Origin of the sequence: Mesorhizobium sp. M0139 (assembly GCF_040322455.1) — a bacterium.
In the GTDB taxonomy this organism is placed as follows: Bacteria; Pseudomonadota; Alphaproteobacteria; order Rhizobiales; family Rhizobiaceae; genus Mesorhizobium.
This window is the reverse complement of sequence record NZ_JAMYTN010000015.1, coordinates 16,926-32,726: the sequence shown is the minus strand read 5'-3', so window position 1 is coordinate 32,726 and position 15,801 is coordinate 16,926. Positions and strand designations below refer to the sequence as shown.

The following is a 15,801-nucleotide window of genomic DNA, read 5'->3' as shown; positions in this document are numbered from 1 at the left end:
CGGGAATTGTTATTTGCCGATGCCTTCGGCCAAGCCACGGATGAAGTAGCGTTGCGCGCCAAAGAACACGATCACGATAGGCAGCGCCGAGATCGTCATGGCCGCGAACACCACGGCATAGTTGGTCCCGTGGGTTGCCATGATCGACGTCAGTCCGACCGGCAGCGTCTGCACATCCGAGCCGCTCGTGAAGATCATGGCGAAGAGATATTCGTTCCAGGCGAACAGGACGTGCAGGATGACGCAGGAAATGATGATCGGCCGGCACAGCGGCAAGGTGATGCGCCAGAAGATCTGACCCTCGCTGGCGCCATCCATCGTCGCCGCCTCGTCGATGTCTTCAGGCAGATCCAGCATGTAGGCGCGGATGAGGAAGGTGGTGAACGGCACACGGAACGCCGTGTAGAGAATGATCAGCGCCCAGTAGGTGTTGTAGAGACCGAGCGCCTGCAACATCTTCACCAGTGGAATGATCGCCACCGTGGGGCTCAGCATCAAGCCGCCCAGAACGATGGCTATAACCAGCGGCTTTGCCGGCATCTTGGTGCGGGTCAGGCCGAAAGCCGTCCAGGCGCTGATCAGCACGGTGCATATGGCCGAAGCGACGGTCACCAGCACCGAGACTGTCACGTAGCCACGCACGCCCTGGTTCCACGCTTGCACGTAATTGTTCCACGACCAATGGGTGGGCAGGGCGAAGGGATCGCCGAAGATCTGCGCATTGTCCTTGAAGCCGCTCAGCGCCATCCAGATCAGCGGATAGATGACGACGACACCAAGGCAGACCAGGAATGAATAGAGCAACGTCCTGGCGATGACCGACCACACATTGACGTGCCGGCTGCGACCGGCTGCGACCATCGCACTCATAGCTGCACCCGGCGGCGCTTGGTGTACCAGAGCTGTGCCGCACCTGTGAGCATGGTCAACATGAAGATGACGGCGGCGATCGCCGCGCCATAGCCGAAATTGTCCTCGATGAAGGCCTTCTGGTAGAGCCACGTGCCCAGCACCTGGCTGCTGTTGTTGGGCCCGCCTGCGGTCATCACCATGACCTCGTTGAACACCTGGAACGCGCCCGTGATGGTGACGATGATCATCAACCCCGTCATTTCCCGGGTCAGCGGAAAGGTGATGCTCCACAGGCGGCGAAGAGGACCCGCGCCGTCGATCGTTGCGGCATCGTAGAGGTCGCGCGGGATCTTCTGGATGGCGATGGCGAACAGCAGCGTCGAATAGCCAAAACCCTGCCATTGGCTCATGGCGATGATGGCATAGATGGCGGTGTGCTCATTGCCGAGCCAAGGCATGACGAGCTGGCTCAGTCCAACACGGCTGAGCGCGGCATCCAGCAAGCCGATCTGCGGCTGGTAGATGAAATAAAACAGCAGGCCGGTCACCGTGATCGAGATTGCCGACGGCACGAAATAGACGGCGCGCCACAGCCGGCGCCAGCTTTCGCTTTTCAGGTCCTCGATAATGGCCGCCAGCAGGAACGCGCCGAAGACCTGGAAGATGACGGAGATGAGAGCGTAGAGGCAGTTGTTCCACAGCGCCAGCAGCACGACCGGGTCATGCAGCAGCCGGTCGTAGTTGGCGAGGCCGACATTGGTGACCTCGCCGGTGTAGATGTCCTGGTCGGTGGTGCTGACGATGAAATTGTCGACGATCGGATAATAGACGAACCAGCCGATGAGGATGAGCGCGATCGCCGCCCATCGCAACGACAACAGGTTGGCGAAGCAGGCCCGCCGGCTCTTTGGCCGTTGCGGCCTGGCGACGCCGATGTCGGCGCCGCTGTCCACTGTGTCCGAGGCCCTTGCCATGCTCGCCTGCTTTATTTGGCCGCGGATGCGGCTTTGCGCACCTCGTCCATCACTTGCTCGGGCGTCATCGAGCCGCCCGCCAGCGCCTGCAGGCTGGACAGCCAGACGGCGGCGACGCGCGGTGGGTTGGCCGTATCCAGCCAGGGCATGAGGTATGAGGCGGCGTTGATATCCTTGAGGCCATCGACCACAGCCGCGCTCATGTTCGATTCCGAGGCGCCGCCGATGGTGGCGCTCGGCTGGCCATAGGGTGGCGCAGACAAGACCTGCGCATTTTCCTTCGAGGTCACGAACTTCATGAAATCGATCGCCAGCGGGATGTTCTTCGATGCCGCATTGATCATGTAGCCCTCCGGCGCGCCCTCGATCGACCTGGCGTCACCCTTGGCGCCGGCGGGCACCGGCAGCCGGAAGAATCCGAAATCGGCGGGCTTTAACGCCGACTCCGGCGTGGCGGCCTGATCGAACTCGATGATTTCCTGGTAGTACATGGCCGACTGGGCGTTGGTGAAGGCCTGGAGAGCCGAGGCATAGGATGTGCCGTTGACGCCGGCGCCATCGGTGCAGCGCTCGACAAGCTGGCTGAACTGCTTGAGTGCTGCGACATAGCCTGGATCGCTGTATTGGGCGGTGGCCGGATCGAAGTCGCGTTCCAGCGTTGCCTGCGGCACGTTGTAGGCGAGCAGCTGGCCTGCAAAGTGGATCGCCGGCCAAGCCTCCTTGTTGCCGAAGGAGATCGGTGTCACGCCGGATTTGCGGATGGCGTCGCAGCTGGTCAGCAAGTCCTCGAAAGTGGCGGGTGCCTTGAGGCTGAGCTTGGCGAAGATCTGCTTGTTGTAGCCCATGAACTTGGCATCCTGGTAAAGCGGAATGCCATAGAACTTGCCGTTGTACTGGAACGCCTTGACGGCGGCTGGAGACAGCGACTTGCCCCACTCGGTATCGGCAGCAATGACGGGCGTGAGATCAACGGCGCGATTGCCGCGCACGAAATTGCCACCCCAACTGCCTGTCCAGGAGAAATAGATATCGGGCAGCGAGTTGGAAGCGACCAGCGTCTTGGTCTTGCCCTTCACGCTGTCGTCGCTCTCCTGGATAAGTTCGACCTTCACATCCGGATGGAGCTTCTCATAGGCCTGTGCCAGGTTGACGAAATAGGGCGACAGCTGTTGCAGCCCGAACTTGGTCAGGACCGAAAGCGTGCCGGTGTATTCCACCTTGGCGTTTGGGTCGGCCGTGACAGCCGGCGAAGCGGCGGAACTGCCGCTTATCGACAACCCCAATGATGATACCGCGGCCACCGTGACCGCCACGACTTGCAGCGAACGTTTCATGGATAGCTCCTTCAGAGGTAAGAGGGGATCAATATTCCACGCGTTTGTAGTAGCGACGGGTGGTCAGCGGGTGGTTGCGCAGCACCTCGAGATGGGCGCTCAGCCGCTCGAGCAAGGTGGCGAGCAGAACCGGCGAGATCATGCCGCGGACCTTTGCGGAGATGCCCGGCAACTTGACCGAGGCCGCGTCCAGCGTGCGAACGCGGTCCGTGTAGCGCTTGGCGAAGTTCTCGACCCGGTCGGCCAGTGGCCGAAGGGCATCTTCGCCCTTGAACACGAAAACGCTGACGCCCGGCTCGACCAACTCGAGCGTACCGTGGAAGAAGTCGGCGGCGTGCACCGGGCGGGTGCGAATCCACTGCATCTCTTCGAGGATGCACATGCCGTAATAGTGTGCCTCCGGCCACACCGAGCCGGCGCCGGTGAAGATGTGATAGGTATCGTCCTTGATTGTCTGGGCCAGTTCGGCCGCCCTGTCCTCAAAGGCAGCCTTGGCGTCGGCAAGCAGATCCGGCAGCAGTTTGAGTTCGGCGACAGTGCCATCAAAATCATCATATTCGCCGCGCTCTTCCAGCAGGGCCAGGACGATCAGCAGCGTCTGCAGGTAGAAGGATTCCGACGAGGTGTCGTCTTCGGCGAAGTTCGTGAAATTGTGGTCAGCCTCCCGTGCGATTGGCGTATCCGAATGGCCGGTGAGCGAAATCGTGCGCACACCACGTTTTTTCAGAAAGGCCATGAGCTCGACGCCTTCCTTGGTCGTGCCCGACAAGGACGGGATGACCACCACGGCCTTGCTGTCGAGACCGGCGGGCGGATCGATCACGACCTGCGCCGGATAGGCACCGCTCACCGGGAAGGTGGAACAGCGCTGCGCCAACTCGATCGCGGGCAAGGTTAGAAGCTGCACGCCGCCGGTGCCCATGAAAAACAGCCGCTCGACGCCATCTGCCAGCAGTGTGCGCATCAGTGAGCGAACCTCACCTGCGACGGCGACGGCCCCGCTTTGGATCTTCACGAAGCGGTCCCTATCGAAGTTCAGCATGACGTTTTCCTTGTATTTCGCATGTTACAGGCCTCTAGCCCGCCTTAGGCGTCGGTGGGCCGTCTAGCTCGTTTTCCCGATGTGAGATCGATCTCACAAGCAATAATGGGCACGCAATTTCGCCAATGGCAAGTCCTTTAGACGAAATTCTCCGAAATCGAGGGGTTTGCTCTTTAGCGCACAGCGCGCCGGGCAACCGATCCGCGTACGATCAAGCGGGTCTGAAATCGGGTACGGCGCGGTGCAACCTTTTTGCCGGCAAGCCGCTCCAGCAGGTATCTGGCGGCGAGCGGTCCGATCTCGGAGATGGGTTGCGCCACGACCGTTATCTGCGGATCGGTGAACGTGGCGAGGTTGAAGTCATCGAAGCCAACCACCGACACATCATGCGGAATCGAGAGCCCCATTGAACGCAGGCCAAGAAGCGCGCCTTGCGTCATGAGGCTGTCCACCGTGAACAGTGCGGTCGGGCGATTGCGCCGGCTGAACAGGCGGATCGTGGCTTCGATGGCGTGCTCGACGGTCGAGCGCGATACGCCGATGAGCGCTTCATCGATTGCGATCCCATGCGAGTGGAGCGAGTTTTGGTAGCCAGCCAAGCGTTCCTGTGCCGTAAAGATGCGTGACTCGTCGCGCAAAAGACCGATCCGGTGGTGACCGTTGCCAACCAGATAGTCCACTGCCTCGCGTGCCCCGCCCTCGTTGTCGACGACGACGCTGTCGCATTGCAGGTCCTTTACCACGCGGTCGATGAGCACGATCGGTGCGCCTTCGCGGGCCAGTTGCACGATATGGTGGCTGTCGGTTGCAGACGTTGGGGCAAGGATGAAGCCGCGAATGCTGAGCGAGCGAAGGCTCTCAAGCAGTTCTTTCTCCTGTTCTACATTCTCCTCGCTGCTGGCAATCAGAAGATTGTGGCGGTGCTTGCGCAGTTCCACCTCTATGTCGTGCGCGATTCGGGCGAAGAACGGATTCTGGATATCGCCGGGCACGAAGCCTATGATCGGCAATTGTCCGCTGCGCAGCGCCTGCGCGACGAGGTTGGCCCGATAGCCCAGCCTTTCGGCTGCCTCAACCACGCGGAGCGCCGTCTCGTCGCCAACGTAACCATAGCTGTTGAGCGCCCGGGCGGCCGTGGCGCGCGACACCTTAGCCGCTGCGGCAACGTCCTTTAGTGTGATTCCTTTCTGGGCCACAGGTAACCGTCCTTCTTGGATCTGAACATTGCGTCAGATCATCCTCGGCTCGTCTTGCCGGCATCGTTGTGCGGCATATCGGACGATTCTCAAACTGCGAACATAGCTTTCGCAACTCCTTGCCACCTAATCGAGATACGCGCGCTGTTTGGCTATCTGGAAATTTGATTCACGAATGCACCTACATGTTGTGCAGTCAGTTCATTGCCTTGCACTGCCAGCATACGGCAATGAGTTCACGCCATGGTCCAGGCGGCCTCCCTGGCATCGATCATAACACCGATGGAGACGACTAGCCTTGCCGCCAAACTCGTCCAGCGATTGGAGGCGAGCTTTCAAAAAGGTCGAGCCAGACGCTCAAGGCCCGCTGCACGGAGAGCCATAGGCTGGGAGACTCTGAGCAAATCGGGAATCTGAGTCGCTTGCTCTGAACCGTCGGCATCATGCTGCTAACCGGTTTTGATCCTCCGGGGCTCCGCATTGGCAATAGCGACGAAAATGCTGTCGAGCAGACCCTTGTCGCGGAAGGAACTTGCCAAGCAAGGGCACCTCGGCCAAGTACGCAAACAACGCCCGGAGACGAGGCGCATCCGGCAGCACCCTTTTGGGGCCAGATAGAGACTCAGAAACCCAAAGCTTTCATCTTCCCGCTATTGAAACGGAGGACTCGATCGTGACGCGTGCGCCCGACCATCGCCAACGGTGGGCTCCAAACTGATCGAAACTTCTCGTCGACCTTTGCAAGGTGATTGATCATCGGGGAGACCAAAGCCGAAACACTGGGGTTGGTGTCTCCAGTGACGCTGAACGAAGCTTCAGGGAAAATCCCAAATCTGCCGATTTCCCTGGCGCTGTCATTGCAACGATCGAGACAATCAGGGAGACCGGACCGGAGGCACGAGACGCCGCGTCCTTCCGTGGGGTCGCTCCTCCAAACCGTTTGACGCAATTTAGAGATGTTGCCTTGACCCCGCACTAGCGTCTACTGCATCTCCCAGCGGGAGCGTCACCAATGGCGAGAAAGTCTGTCCGACGCAAGTCAACGATTTATGATATCGCGGTGGCGGCAAAGTCGTCCCCGACCGCCGTCAGTCTCGTCCTCAATGGCTCGTGGCAACAGCACCGGATCAAGGCGGAAACCGCAGCGACCATCCTCGATTGGGCTGAGCGGCTTGGCTATGCTGTCAACCTCAAGGCACGAGGATTGCGGCTTTCCCGATCCGGACTCGCTGGAATGATCTTGCCACATTACCGCAATCGCTTCTTCGCCGGATTGGCCGAAGCCTTTGAAGCGGAATCCCGCGTCCACCGCTTGTGCCCGATCGTCGTCAGCACCCATCGCAATCCTGATAACGAGTTGAGTGTGACGGAAACCCTGCTGGCTCAGCAGGTGGAATTTCTCTTCCTTGCGGGCGTTCGTGACCCCGATCCGCTGAATGATCTGTGCCGGGCAGCGGGCGTCCGGTGCATCAACATCGATCTGCCAGGCCGCCGGGCTCCCTCAGTTGTTTCTGACAACTACGGGGGCGCCAAGGCGCTCACAGAGATCATTGTTCAGAAATTGAAAGAACGAGGGGGCTCCACCGAAGATCTCTTCTTCTTTGGCGGGGTCAGCGATGATGACGCAACACGTAGCCGTTTGCTGGGTTTTCACGATGCGCTGGCAGCGCATGGGATTGTTACGGGCCCGGGCACGATTGACTGCTGCGGATACGCACCGACCAACGCTGCTCGGTCTCTCGCTGCACGATACGCTCAGCTTGGGCATCTGCCCTCAGGTATGTTCGTCAACGGCGTGACCGCTCTTGAAGGAACATTGCGGTTCACTTCGACGCTAGCCTCAAGTGAGCTTGGACGGGTTGTTGTCGGAAGCTTCGACTGGGATCCATTCGCGGCGCATTTGCCCTTCGATGTGACCATGGTCCGACAGAATGTCGAGGTGATGATTGCTGAAGGATTTTCGCTTCTCGAGAATTATTCGATAGACCACTTTCCGCTGGTGACCGTACCGACCAGCTTTGGGCGAACCGGAGAGCATGACGGCGCCCAAGAAGATTGGGATTCGGCATCCAAATCGAGCATCGACCACTAGCAATTCTTTGTCACGAGACATCGTTGCAGAAGTTCAACTCCGTTCATCAGCACCTCGGATCTGGGTAGCACCGCCTCCACCCAAGGCTCGCGGGCGATCGCATGTCGTTCTACGGGTGCAGCCTGAGTGCGAAGGGCGGATCGTTTACATCAATCGAGAAATGTTTTTAGACGCTGGTGGCGTGACCGCCTTGCTAAATCTATTTAGCACCTTGACCGGCCGGCATTCAAAGTCTTTTATGGCGCGTTCTGGGAGGAATGCGGCGCCGAGTGCGTCAATGCCGTCGGGCACAAAGGGGTGGGCCAAACAAAGCCGACATGGGCAATAGGCAACTGAAAAACTCGTCAATCAGGGAGGAATTAAATGTTAGCAAAAACTATACTCGCGGCAGCGTTCGGCGCAGCCCTTTCGGTCGCCACAATGAATGCTGCGCTGGCAAAGGACGTCAAGGTTGGAGTTGTCGTGAAGATCGGCGGCATTCCCTGGTTCAATGCCATGGAAACGGGAATAAAGGAAAAGTCGAAAGAGCTTGGCGACGACGGCTTCATGGTCGGGCCGACCAGCGCCGACCCGGCACTTCAGGTCCGCGCGATCGAAGACCTGATAGCTCAGGGCGTCAGCGTAATTGGCGTCGTGCCGAATGATGCAAACGTTCTCGAGCCGGTTCTAAAAAAGGCGCGCGACACGGGCATCAAGGTCATAACCCATGAATCGCCAGACCAGGTGAACGCTGATTGGGACTTCGAAATGGTCTCGGCCGTTGGTTTCGGTGAGGCCCATGCCAAGCTATTTGCCGAGAAAATGGGCGGCAAAGGCAAGTACGTTGTGTACGTAGGTTCTCTTACTGTGCCCGCACACAATGCCTGGGCCGATGCTGCAATCGCCTACCTGAAGAAGAACTTTCCCGACATGCAGATGGTTGGCGACAGATATGGCGTCGCCGAGAGCGCCGATGACAGCCGAAAGACGGCTCTGGATGTGCTTGCCGCCAATCCTGACCTCGGCGGCTTCCTGACGTTCGGCAGTCAGGGACCGATCGGCGCCGGACGCGCGATCGAGGAGCAGAAGCTTGGTGACAAGGTGGTTCTTGTCGGTTCATTCTCGCCTAGCCAAGGCAGCGCAATGCTCAAATCCGGCATTATTGACGGCGGCTATATGTGGAATCCTCTGGAAGCGGGCAAAGTATTCGTAACGATGGCTGATTTTCTGGCGGGCGGCGGTGAAATTACCGACGGCATGACGATCGAAGGTCTGGGTGTCGTTCACCCTGACTTCAAAACCGGCACCATCATCGTGGACGCTGTGCAGCCTATCACGGTCGAAACGGTCGATGGTCTTGCAGCCCTAGGGCTTTAGATGGCGGACCATGGCTGGCGTGCCGGGGTGGCAAATCAATCCCGGCACGCCCCATCCTAGTCATTTCAGAAGGGCCCGCCGTGAACCTCGTCGCGTCTACGACGCAGGACCTCCCATCGGTTCTGTCGTTTAGCAACATAAGCGTCACATTTGGTGGCGTTAGAGCCCTCCAGGATGTCGCCTTCGAGGTTCTCCCGGGTGAAGTGCAATGCATCGCCGGTGAGAACGGCAGCGGCAAGAGCACCCTGATCAAGGTAATCACCGGCGTTTGTCAGCCGCTAGCCGGCGCAAACATGTCGATCGCCGGAAAGTCTGTCGACATCATGTCGCCGGCTGCGGCGCGCAGCGCCGGGGTGGAAGTCATCTGGCAGGACCTCGCACTGTTTCCTGAAATGACAGTCGCGGAAAATATCGGGATCAGAACTGTCCTCGGCAACATGCCTCGGCTCGTCGATCATTCGCGCATTCGCGAGGTGGCGCGAGGGCTGTTGGCGCGGCTTGGCGCCGACCTCGATGTCGACGCGCCTCTGCGTAGCTTTGCAATCGCCCAACGTCAGATCGTCGCCATCGCCCGGGCGCTCGCCGGCGATGCGAAGGTTATTTTCATGGACGAGCCCACATCGTCGCTTACTCAATCGGAAACAGACCGGTTGCTCGCGATCGTTCGAACACTCTCGAATGAAGGCATGGCCATCGTCTTCGTCAGCCATCGCCTTGCGGAAGTTCTGGAGATCTCAAGTCGCGTCACCGTTCTGCGCGACGGTAAGGTCGTTGGGGTGTTCCCGACCGCCGGAATGACCCAATCACGCCTCACCGAACTGATGACCGGCAAGACGTTCGACCAAACCGTGAGCACGAGAAACCTTAGTGGATCACCCGTCGTGTTGAAGATCGATCGATTGACCCGCGCAGGCGACTATGACGACGTTTCGCTGACAATACGGCGAGGTGAAACGCTTGGCCTGACCGGGCTACTCGGCGCCGGTCGCACAGAACTCGCGCTTTCTATTTTCGGCATGCTGCGCCCAGACCGCGGCAGCATCGCACTCAACGGGACGGTTCTTCATCTGAACTCCAACCGCGACGCAATCCGCGCGGGTATTGGATATCTCTCCGAAGACCGCTTGTCCCTTGGTCTCATACAAGCTCAGTCCATCGCCGACAACGCCGTTATCCCGGTGCTCGACAAGATCCTTGATCGAGGGCTGATCTCCTCGGAGAAGAAGGACGCGCTCGTCAATCATTGGATCGAGGAATTGGCGATAAAAGTCGGGCGGCAGACCGATGCGATTTCCACGCTCTCGGGCGGCAACCAGCAAAGGGTGGCCATCGCCAAATGGCTGGCGGTCGGCCTGAAACTGATCATTCTTGATTCGCCAACCGTGGGGGTGGACGTTGGCGCGCGGGCCGGCATCTTCGAGATTGTCGCCAAGCTCGCTGCCGAAGGCCTGGCGATTCTGCTGATATCCGATGAAGTGCCGGAGGTCTATTTCAACGCCGATCGTATCCTTCATATGGCTGCGGGCAAGATAGTCGCCGAATACGATCCGCACGCCATCCCGCTCGGCGACCTGGAAGCTGCCGTCTATGCGTAACCGCGGCAAGCTCTTCCGGGCTCATCCCACCGAGACATGGCTCGTTGTGGTTCTTCTCATCATGAGCGCAGGTCTCTCCGTTGCGAGCGACAAATTCTTCACCATTGCCAATCTCTTCAATCTGCTCAACACAAGCTCGACAAATCTGATCTTCGCGGTTGGGCTGCTGGTGGTGTTGATCGCTGGGGGCATCGACATCTCCTTCGCTGTGGCCGCGTCAGTGGTTCAATACGTTGTGGCGCTGGCTCTAGCCCAAATGGGAGGTGGTGATTGGTTCATCGGCCTCACCTTGGCGGCAATTGTCGGGATCGCCCTGGGTGCGGTGAACGCCGGCCTCATCTACTATTTCCAGATCATTTCAATCGTTGTCACCATCGCCACCTTCAATATTTTTTTCGGCCTTCTGATGTTCTTCACGCACGGTGTATCGATCTACAATCTGCCTGCATGGTGGACGCATCGCACTGTGCTTTTCGAGTTCCAACAGGCGAATGGCAATTGGGCCGAGCTAACACTGCCGGTTGCGATCATGGCGGTCTGCGTCGCCGCCACCTGGGGGCTTATCCGGTATACCACCACGGGACGGCAGCTATACGCTTTTGGCGATAACCCGGAGGGCGCCCGTCGCCTCGGTATCAACATCGCGGCGATGCACTTCATTGCCTTCGGCTGGCTTGGTTTGATGGCCGGGATCGCGGGACTTGTGCAGGTGCACTATTCCCAGGAAATCGTGCCCAACGCATTGGTGGGGCGCGAGCTGGACGTGCTGGCAGCTGTTGTCCTTGGCGGTGCCAGGCTGGGTGGCGGGCGCGGCACCGTGCTCGGTTGCATCCTTGGCGTGTTTCTTGTGTCGGTGACGCAAAACGGGCTGAACCTCCTCGGCATCTCTCCCTATGCTTTCAAGATGATCGTCGGGGCGATCATCTTGATTGCCATCACGCTGTCCAACGCGCCGCTCGGGCATATCCTCGCGGGCTTGCGGCAGAGGATGGGTACATGACGCAGCGCGTGCTCGAAACTGGAGCGCTACGGCACGGATTCTTGCGCCGTCTTGCCGGCACGTTGGGCGCCGAGAATATCGGACTTTTGCTGGCATTGATTTTGGTGATTGCATTCTTCGGATCTCTCTCGCCGCGATTCCTGTCCAAAGCTACCTTTGAATCGGTGGCCTTCCAGTTGCCTGAACTTGGACTGCTTACGCTCGCGATGTTGATGCCGATCATCTCGGGCGGCATCAATCTCGCCGTGACGTTCACGGCCAATCTCTGTGGCCTCACGCTCGCCTGGGTTCTTCAGGCCAACGGAGGACCGGACGCAAGCATCTATGCCTTTCTACTCGGTTCCGTTCTTGCGGTCGGCGTTGGCACGGCAAGCGGCTTGGTCATGGGCCCGGTGATAGCCTATACCGGCGCGCACCCCATCCTCGTTTCGCTCTCGGTGATGATTTTCCTGCGCGGCCTTGGCGAGTTTCTGACCCGCGGCGCCGATATTTCGGGCTTTCCCGAATTCATCCAGCCCCTGGGCCACGGCAGCATCGTCGGCATTCCTGTCCCGCTGCTGATACTGCTCGGCGCAGTCATCGTCTGGCATGTTTTGATGACCCGAACCAGGCTTGGCTTTTCAAACTATATGGTCGGCTCCAACATCGAGGCGACGCGCTATTCCGGCATCTCGACGCGACGCGTGATCATTCTGATCTACGCGCTGTCTGGCGCCATGTGTGCGTTGGCCGGCATTATCATGATGGCACGATTCAATTCCGTCCGTGTCGGCCATGGCGAGTCCTATGTGCTGATTACGGTGCTTGCCTGCTTCTTGGGCGGGGTGAATCCGTTTGGCGGCTTCGGCAAGGTCGTTTCGGTCTTCCTAGCCCTCATCGTTTTGCAGTTGCTTTCTTCGGGACTGAATCTCTTGGGCGCCAGCCAGCACCTGGCCACAGCCATTTGGGGCATCATGCTGATCGGCGTCATGATCTTGCGGTGGGCTGCCGGGCAGCTCAATTTCATGAGGATAACACGATGAAGGGTTTTGGCGTTCATACGAGCATGTGGACGAGTGGTTGGTCCGTAGAGGGCGCCGAGCACACTGTAGCGGCGGTGAAAAAATACGATCTCGATTTCATTGAAATTTCGCTGGCCGATCCATTTTCTTGCGATGCCGATCACACCCGCAAGCTGCTGGCGGCAAATGGCATGCAGGCGGTGTGCTCGCTAGGGTTGCCCGAACATGCTTGGGCATCGCGCCACCCACAGGAAGCGATTGACTTTCTCAAGGTGGCTATCGACAAGACGGCCGACATCGGAGCCCAGGCGCTGTGCGGCGTAATCTATGGCGGCATCGGCGAGCGTACTGGCGTGCCACCTACGCAGGACGAACTTGATAACATTGCGAAAGTGATGACGTCCGCCGCCGCGCAAGCCAAGTCTCGCGGCATCGAACTCGGTGTCGAAGCCGTGAACCGCTACGAGAACCACATCATCAACACCGCGGCTCAGGCGGTGGCTTTGATCGAACGAGTGGGCGCCGACAATATGTTCGTGCACCTTGATACCTACCACATGAATATCGAGGAAAAGGGCATGGGCAACGGCATTATCACCGCCCGCGATTACCTCAAATATATCCATCTCTCCGAGTCTGATCGCGGCACCCCAGGCGAGGGCAATTGCAATTGGGATGAGACGTTCGCAACGCTGGCCGCGATCCGCTTCAAGGGCGGGCTCGCGATGGAGAGCTTCATCAACATGGATCCGCGTCTGGCCTTTGGCCTCAGCGTGTGGCGTCCGGTGGCCGAGAGTGAAGCGGTTGTAATGGGCAACGGTCTGCCGTTCTTGCGCAACAAGGCACGGCAGTACGGGCTGATCGCATAAGTTACATCGCCATGCGAGATCGAAACTCGGCACATCATGAGCCGACTGCATCGACATTGCGGCGACTGCCTTCGAAGCAGGAGCCGCTCGAGAGGCAATATTGCGGCGTTTTAGATCCCGGCCTTCGGCTGCCCCCCGGGCGCAAGCAGCCAACCGGTCGGCGATCGCAACTGCCGTGAACAACCTATTTCACCGGCTCGGGCATCACAGCCTACCTTCGGCGGTTGCGAGCCGGCCCCGCATCAATTCGCGGCGCTTTCGAAACTCTGTGTATTCCTGGTCGGCCAGTACCCCGATCTGGATCACCGATCCACTCACGGCAAAGTTGAGTGAGGAGGGAATGCCTAGAAGATTGACAAGGTTCTGAAGCACCTGCAGCAAGATCGTTCCAAGCACCACACCAATGATTGAGCCTTCCCCGCCCCGCAACGAGAACCCTCCAAGGACGGCGGCGGCGATCGCGTAGAGCTCGTAGAAATTGCCGTGCGAGCTTGGCAGGATCGAGCGTGTGTACATTGCGAGAAAGATGGATGACAGCGCCGTCAGCCCGGCGCAGATCACATAGGCGCAGATGATAACCCGGCCGGTACGGATTCCCGAAAACCGCGCGGCCTCTTCATTTTTGCCGACGGCGTAGAGGTATAGTCCGAAGGCGGTACGGTGCAGAACGACCAACATCACCGCCGCCAGGACAAGCAGGAAGACAAAAGAATGAGGAATGGGAATGGAGGTAGGCATTGTTGGTAAGAACCGAAACCAGATCGGTGCGACCGGTGGTGAGATATTCCAGATCCTCGAAGCGGGTTTCGTAGGGAAAGCCTGCCGTCGCATCTTGGTGTTGCCCTGCTGCTCGCCGGCATGAAGATCGCCCGCACCATCCTGCGTCAGCCGGCCCTGCAGGCGGTGATCGCCGAGGAGCTGTCGCCGGGCGGGGCCGCCGACCTTTCCGATCAATCCATAACAGACCACATCCTCGAACATGCCAAGACGGTCTATCACCCCTGCGGCACCTGCCGGATGGGTAGCGATGACCAGGCGGTGGTCGACCCGCAATTGCGCGTGCGCGGCGTGCCGCGCCTACGCATCAGCGACGCCTCGATCATGCCGCGTCTCATCAGCGGCAACACCAACGCGCCGGTGATCATGATCGCCGACCGCTGCGCCGATTTCATCCTCGGCAGCGCTTAGCGAGAAACGGTCAGCCGAGAGAAATCCAGGCTGTTTTGAGAGGGTGTATCTGTCCAGCGCATGCAGCGACTTGTCGCGACCGAAGCCGGACAGCTTGACGCCGCCGGGCGGCACGGTGATGTCGGCGCCGCCATACATTGCATAGGTCCTATCAAATCGAGACTGGGATAGCGGTGCCAACGCGCTGCTGTTGGCCGCCAGAAAGCTGGTGCGGATACGCCTGGAGAAATTCAGGCGATGCAGGCAACTTCACCAGACGCAGCAGCTCCAGCAGCATCCATGACGGCGCCGAAGTCGCGCCCGGCTTCCAGATCATCGCTGCGCCGGCCACACGCCCGGCCACTCGGTCTACCTCGCAAACTCCGGCAAGGAACAGCGCATGATTTCGGCCGACACGATGTATGTGCCAGCGCTGCTGGCGCCGCATCCGGAGTGGCAAGGCAGCTACGACCAGGACGGGCCGATGGCGATCACCACGCGGCACAAGCTGATCGATCGCGTGATCGCCGACAACATCCGGATCTCGGGCGGGGGCTCTCAGAGAGGTTCCTGCTATTGCTGCTGCAGGCCGGTGATCATGGCAATGATCTCGTTCTTATCGGTCTTCGCGGTCTCGCGAATTCCAATCTGCTTGCCACGCCTGAGAACACAGATGCGGTCGGAGAGCTTGAAGACCTGGTCGAGGCTGTGGCTGATGATCAGGATGCCGACATTGCGCTGCTTCAGCGACTGGACGATAGCCTCCACCCGGGCGGTTTCGGCAACGCCCAGCGCCGCCGTCGGCTCATCCAGCAGGATCAGCTTGCTTGCCCAATGCGTGGCGCGCGCGATCGCAACGCCCTGGCGCTGGCCGCCGGAGAGATCGCGGATAGTGGCGTGCGCGGAGGGGATGCGCACGTCCAGTTCCTTCACCAGTTTCTCGGTCTCGTCGATCATGCGGCGGCGGTCGAGCAAACCGAGGCGGTTCAGCGGCTCGCGGCCGAGGAACATGTTCATGTAGACCGTCTGCTGGTCGGCCAGCGCCAGGTCCTGGTAGACGACCTCGATGCCGTGCGCGCGCCCCATGGTGGCATTCGACATCGTCACCGGTTTTCCTTCGATGACGATGGTGCCGGACGAGGGCGGGTGGACGCCCGAGACGATCTTGACCAGCGTCGACTTTCCGGCGCCGTTGTCGCCGACGAGTGCAACGATCTCGCCCGGGAAAACCTCGAGCGAAAAACTCTCGATCGCGGTGATGCCGCCGAAATTCTTGCGAATGTCGTGCAGCTGAAGGATGGGCGCGCTCACCGTCATGTGTTT

Annotated in this window: 15 protein-coding genes and 2 pseudogenes; 8 read left to right on the top strand and 9 right to left on the bottom strand. The window is 59.5% G+C overall.

Annotated features, from left to right (window positions below; translation table 11 throughout):
• Positions 1 to 9: 9 nt before the first annotated feature.
• The 5 genes from NKJ58_RS24190 to NKJ58_RS24170 all read right to left on the bottom strand — a co-directional run bounded on the left by NKJ58_RS24190 (position 10) and on the right by NKJ58_RS24170 (position 5,398).
• The gene (locus tag NKJ58_RS24190; RefSeq protein WP_023686871.1) at positions 10 to 870 is read right to left on the bottom strand and encodes a carbohydrate ABC transporter permease; all 861 of its coding nucleotides are present in this window, start codon (positions 868 to 870) and stop codon (positions 10 to 12) included.
• Positions 867 to 1,826, bottom strand: a complete 960-nt coding sequence (locus NKJ58_RS24185) for a carbohydrate ABC transporter permease (RefSeq protein ID WP_023682778.1) — start codon at positions 1,824 to 1,826, stop codon at positions 867 to 869. Before NKJ58_RS24185 ends, NKJ58_RS24190 begins: the two co-directional genes overlap by 4 nt.
• Before the next feature lie 11 nt (positions 1,827 to 1,837).
• Complete coding sequence (locus NKJ58_RS24180; protein ID WP_352519527.1) at positions 1,838 to 3,160, bottom strand: ABC transporter substrate-binding protein; 1,323 nt, start codon at positions 3,158 to 3,160, stop codon at positions 1,838 to 1,840.
• A 28-nt stretch (positions 3,161 to 3,188) separates the two neighbouring features.
• Positions 3,189 to 4,202, bottom strand: coding sequence for an SIS domain-containing protein (locus tag NKJ58_RS24175; protein ID WP_023729125.1), 1,014 nt, complete (start codon positions 4,200 to 4,202; stop codon positions 3,189 to 3,191).
• Between the two features lie 173 nt (positions 4,203 to 4,375).
• The gene (locus tag NKJ58_RS24170; RefSeq protein WP_023753931.1) at positions 4,376 to 5,398 is read right to left on the bottom strand and encodes a LacI family DNA-binding transcriptional regulator; all 1,023 of its coding nucleotides are present in this window, start codon (positions 5,396 to 5,398) and stop codon (positions 4,376 to 4,378) included.
• 1,012 nt (positions 5,399 to 6,410) lie between these two features.
• On the opposite strand from NKJ58_RS24170, the gene NKJ58_RS24165 reads away from it, so the two are divergent.
• From NKJ58_RS24165 to NKJ58_RS24140, 6 genes are all read left to right on the top strand, one after another.
• Positions 6,411 to 7,490 carry a substrate-binding domain-containing protein gene (locus tag NKJ58_RS24165; protein ID WP_023692318.1) on the top strand — a complete coding sequence of 360 codons (1,080 nt, stop codon included), beginning with the start codon at positions 6,411 to 6,413 and terminating at the stop codon, positions 7,488 to 7,490.
• Between the two features lie 363 nt (positions 7,491 to 7,853).
• Entirely contained in the window at positions 7,854 to 8,846 is a 993-nt protein-coding gene (locus NKJ58_RS24160; protein WP_023704355.1) for a substrate-binding domain-containing protein, read from the top strand.
• A gap of 80 nt (positions 8,847 to 8,926) precedes the next feature.
• A complete protein-coding gene (locus NKJ58_RS24155; protein WP_023704356.1) occupies positions 8,927 to 10,441 on the top strand; it encodes a sugar ABC transporter ATP-binding protein in 1,515 nt (504 codons plus the stop codon).
• On the top strand, positions 10,434 to 11,441 hold the full coding sequence (locus NKJ58_RS24150; RefSeq protein WP_023681803.1) for an ABC transporter permease: 1,008 nt from the start codon (positions 10,434 to 10,436) through the stop codon (positions 11,439 to 11,441). The genes NKJ58_RS24155 and NKJ58_RS24150 overlap by 8 nt, the downstream gene beginning before the upstream one ends.
• Positions 11,438 to 12,463 carry an ABC transporter permease gene (locus tag NKJ58_RS24145; protein ID WP_023667740.1) on the top strand — a complete coding sequence of 342 codons (1,026 nt, stop codon included), beginning with the start codon at positions 11,438 to 11,440 and terminating at the stop codon, positions 12,461 to 12,463. The genes NKJ58_RS24150 and NKJ58_RS24145 overlap by 4 nt, the downstream gene beginning before the upstream one ends.
• The gene (locus NKJ58_RS24140) at positions 12,460 to 13,311 is read left to right on the top strand and encodes a sugar phosphate isomerase/epimerase family protein (protein ID WP_023753927.1); all 852 of its coding nucleotides are present in this window, start codon (positions 12,460 to 12,462) and stop codon (positions 13,309 to 13,311) included. The genes NKJ58_RS24145 and NKJ58_RS24140 overlap by 4 nt, the downstream gene beginning before the upstream one ends.
• Before the next feature lie 204 nt (positions 13,312 to 13,515).
• Here the strand turns inward: NKJ58_RS24140 and NKJ58_RS24135 are convergent, their stop codons facing one another.
• Complete coding sequence (locus tag NKJ58_RS24135) at positions 13,516 to 14,049, bottom strand: ABC transporter permease (protein WP_050591080.1); 534 nt, start codon at positions 14,047 to 14,049, stop codon at positions 13,516 to 13,518.
• Between the two features lie 120 nt (positions 14,050 to 14,169).
• Between NKJ58_RS24135 and NKJ58_RS24130 the strand changes: the two genes are divergently transcribed.
• Positions 14,170 to 14,499 carry a GMC oxidoreductase gene (locus NKJ58_RS24130; RefSeq protein WP_023753926.1) on the top strand — a complete coding sequence of 110 codons (330 nt, stop codon included), beginning with the start codon at positions 14,170 to 14,172 and terminating at the stop codon, positions 14,497 to 14,499.
• 10 nt (positions 14,500 to 14,509) lie between these two features.
• On the opposite strand, the pseudogene NKJ58_RS31525 reads toward NKJ58_RS24130, so the two are convergent.
• Both NKJ58_RS31525 and NKJ58_RS24125 read right to left on the bottom strand, forming a co-directional pair.
• Positions 14,510 to 14,634, bottom strand: a pseudogene (locus NKJ58_RS31525) (aldehyde dehydrogenase family protein); the annotation flags it as partial.
• A gap of 16 nt (positions 14,635 to 14,650) precedes the next feature.
• Positions 14,651 to 14,815 carry a hypothetical protein gene (locus NKJ58_RS24125; protein ID WP_023704359.1) on the bottom strand — a complete coding sequence of 55 codons (165 nt, stop codon included), beginning with the start codon at positions 14,813 to 14,815 and terminating at the stop codon, positions 14,651 to 14,653.
• Here NKJ58_RS24125 and NKJ58_RS24120 point away from each other — a divergent pair.
• Positions 14,775 to 15,028, top strand: a pseudogene (locus NKJ58_RS24120) (MBL fold metallo-hydrolase); the annotation flags it as partial. The gene NKJ58_RS24125 and the pseudogene NKJ58_RS24120 overlap by 41 nt on opposite strands.
• 23 nt (positions 15,029 to 15,051) lie before the next feature.
• On the opposite strand, the gene NKJ58_RS24115 reads toward NKJ58_RS24120, so the two are convergent.
• Positions 15,052 to 15,795 (bottom strand): ATP-binding cassette domain-containing protein, encoded by a 744-nt coding sequence (locus NKJ58_RS24115; RefSeq protein ID WP_023686849.1) that lies wholly within the window; start codon positions 15,793 to 15,795, stop codon positions 15,052 to 15,054.
• Positions 15,796 to 15,801 lie beyond the last annotated feature (6 nt).

Bases quoted from the DNA above. Each gene is read 5' to 3' on its own strand.
- NKJ58_RS24190 (WP_023686871.1), bottom strand. From the start codon at position 870: ATGAGTGCGATGGTCGCAGCCGGTCGCAGCCGGCACGTCAATGTGTGG.
- NKJ58_RS24185 (WP_023682778.1), bottom strand. From the start codon at position 1,826: ATGGCAAGGGCCTCGGACACAGTGGACAGCGGCGCCGACATCGGCGTC.
- NKJ58_RS24180 (WP_352519527.1), bottom strand. From the start codon at position 3,160: ATGAAACGTTCGCTGCAAGTCGTGGCGGTCACGGTGGCCGCGGTATCA.
- NKJ58_RS24175 (WP_023729125.1), bottom strand. From the start codon at position 4,202: ATGCTGAACTTCGATAGGGACCGCTTCGTGAAGATCCAAAGCGGGGCC.
- NKJ58_RS24165 (WP_023692318.1), top strand. From the start codon at position 6,411: ATGGCGAGAAAGTCTGTCCGACGCAAGTCAACGATTTATGATATCGCG.
- NKJ58_RS24160 (WP_023704355.1), top strand. From the start codon at position 7,854: ATGTTAGCAAAAACTATACTCGCGGCAGCGTTCGGCGCAGCCCTTTCG.
- NKJ58_RS24150 (WP_023681803.1), top strand. From the start codon at position 10,434: ATGCGTAACCGCGGCAAGCTCTTCCGGGCTCATCCCACCGAGACATGG.
- NKJ58_RS24145 (WP_023667740.1), top strand. From the start codon at position 11,438: ATGACGCAGCGCGTGCTCGAAACTGGAGCGCTACGGCACGGATTCTTG.
- NKJ58_RS24140 (WP_023753927.1), top strand. From the start codon at position 12,460: ATGAAGGGTTTTGGCGTTCATACGAGCATGTGGACGAGTGGTTGGTCC.
- NKJ58_RS24135 (WP_050591080.1), bottom strand. From the start codon at position 14,049: ATGCCTACCTCCATTCCCATTCCTCATTCTTTTGTCTTCCTGCTTGTC.
- NKJ58_RS24130 (WP_023753926.1), top strand. From the start codon at position 14,170: ATGAAGATCGCCCGCACCATCCTGCGTCAGCCGGCCCTGCAGGCGGTG.
- NKJ58_RS24125 (WP_023704359.1), bottom strand. From the start codon at position 14,815: ATGATCTGGAAGCCGGGCGCGACTTCGGCGCCGTCATGGATGCTGCTG.
- NKJ58_RS24115 (WP_023686849.1), bottom strand. From the start codon at position 15,795: ATGACGGTGAGCGCGCCCATCCTTCAGCTGCACGACATTCGCAAGAAT.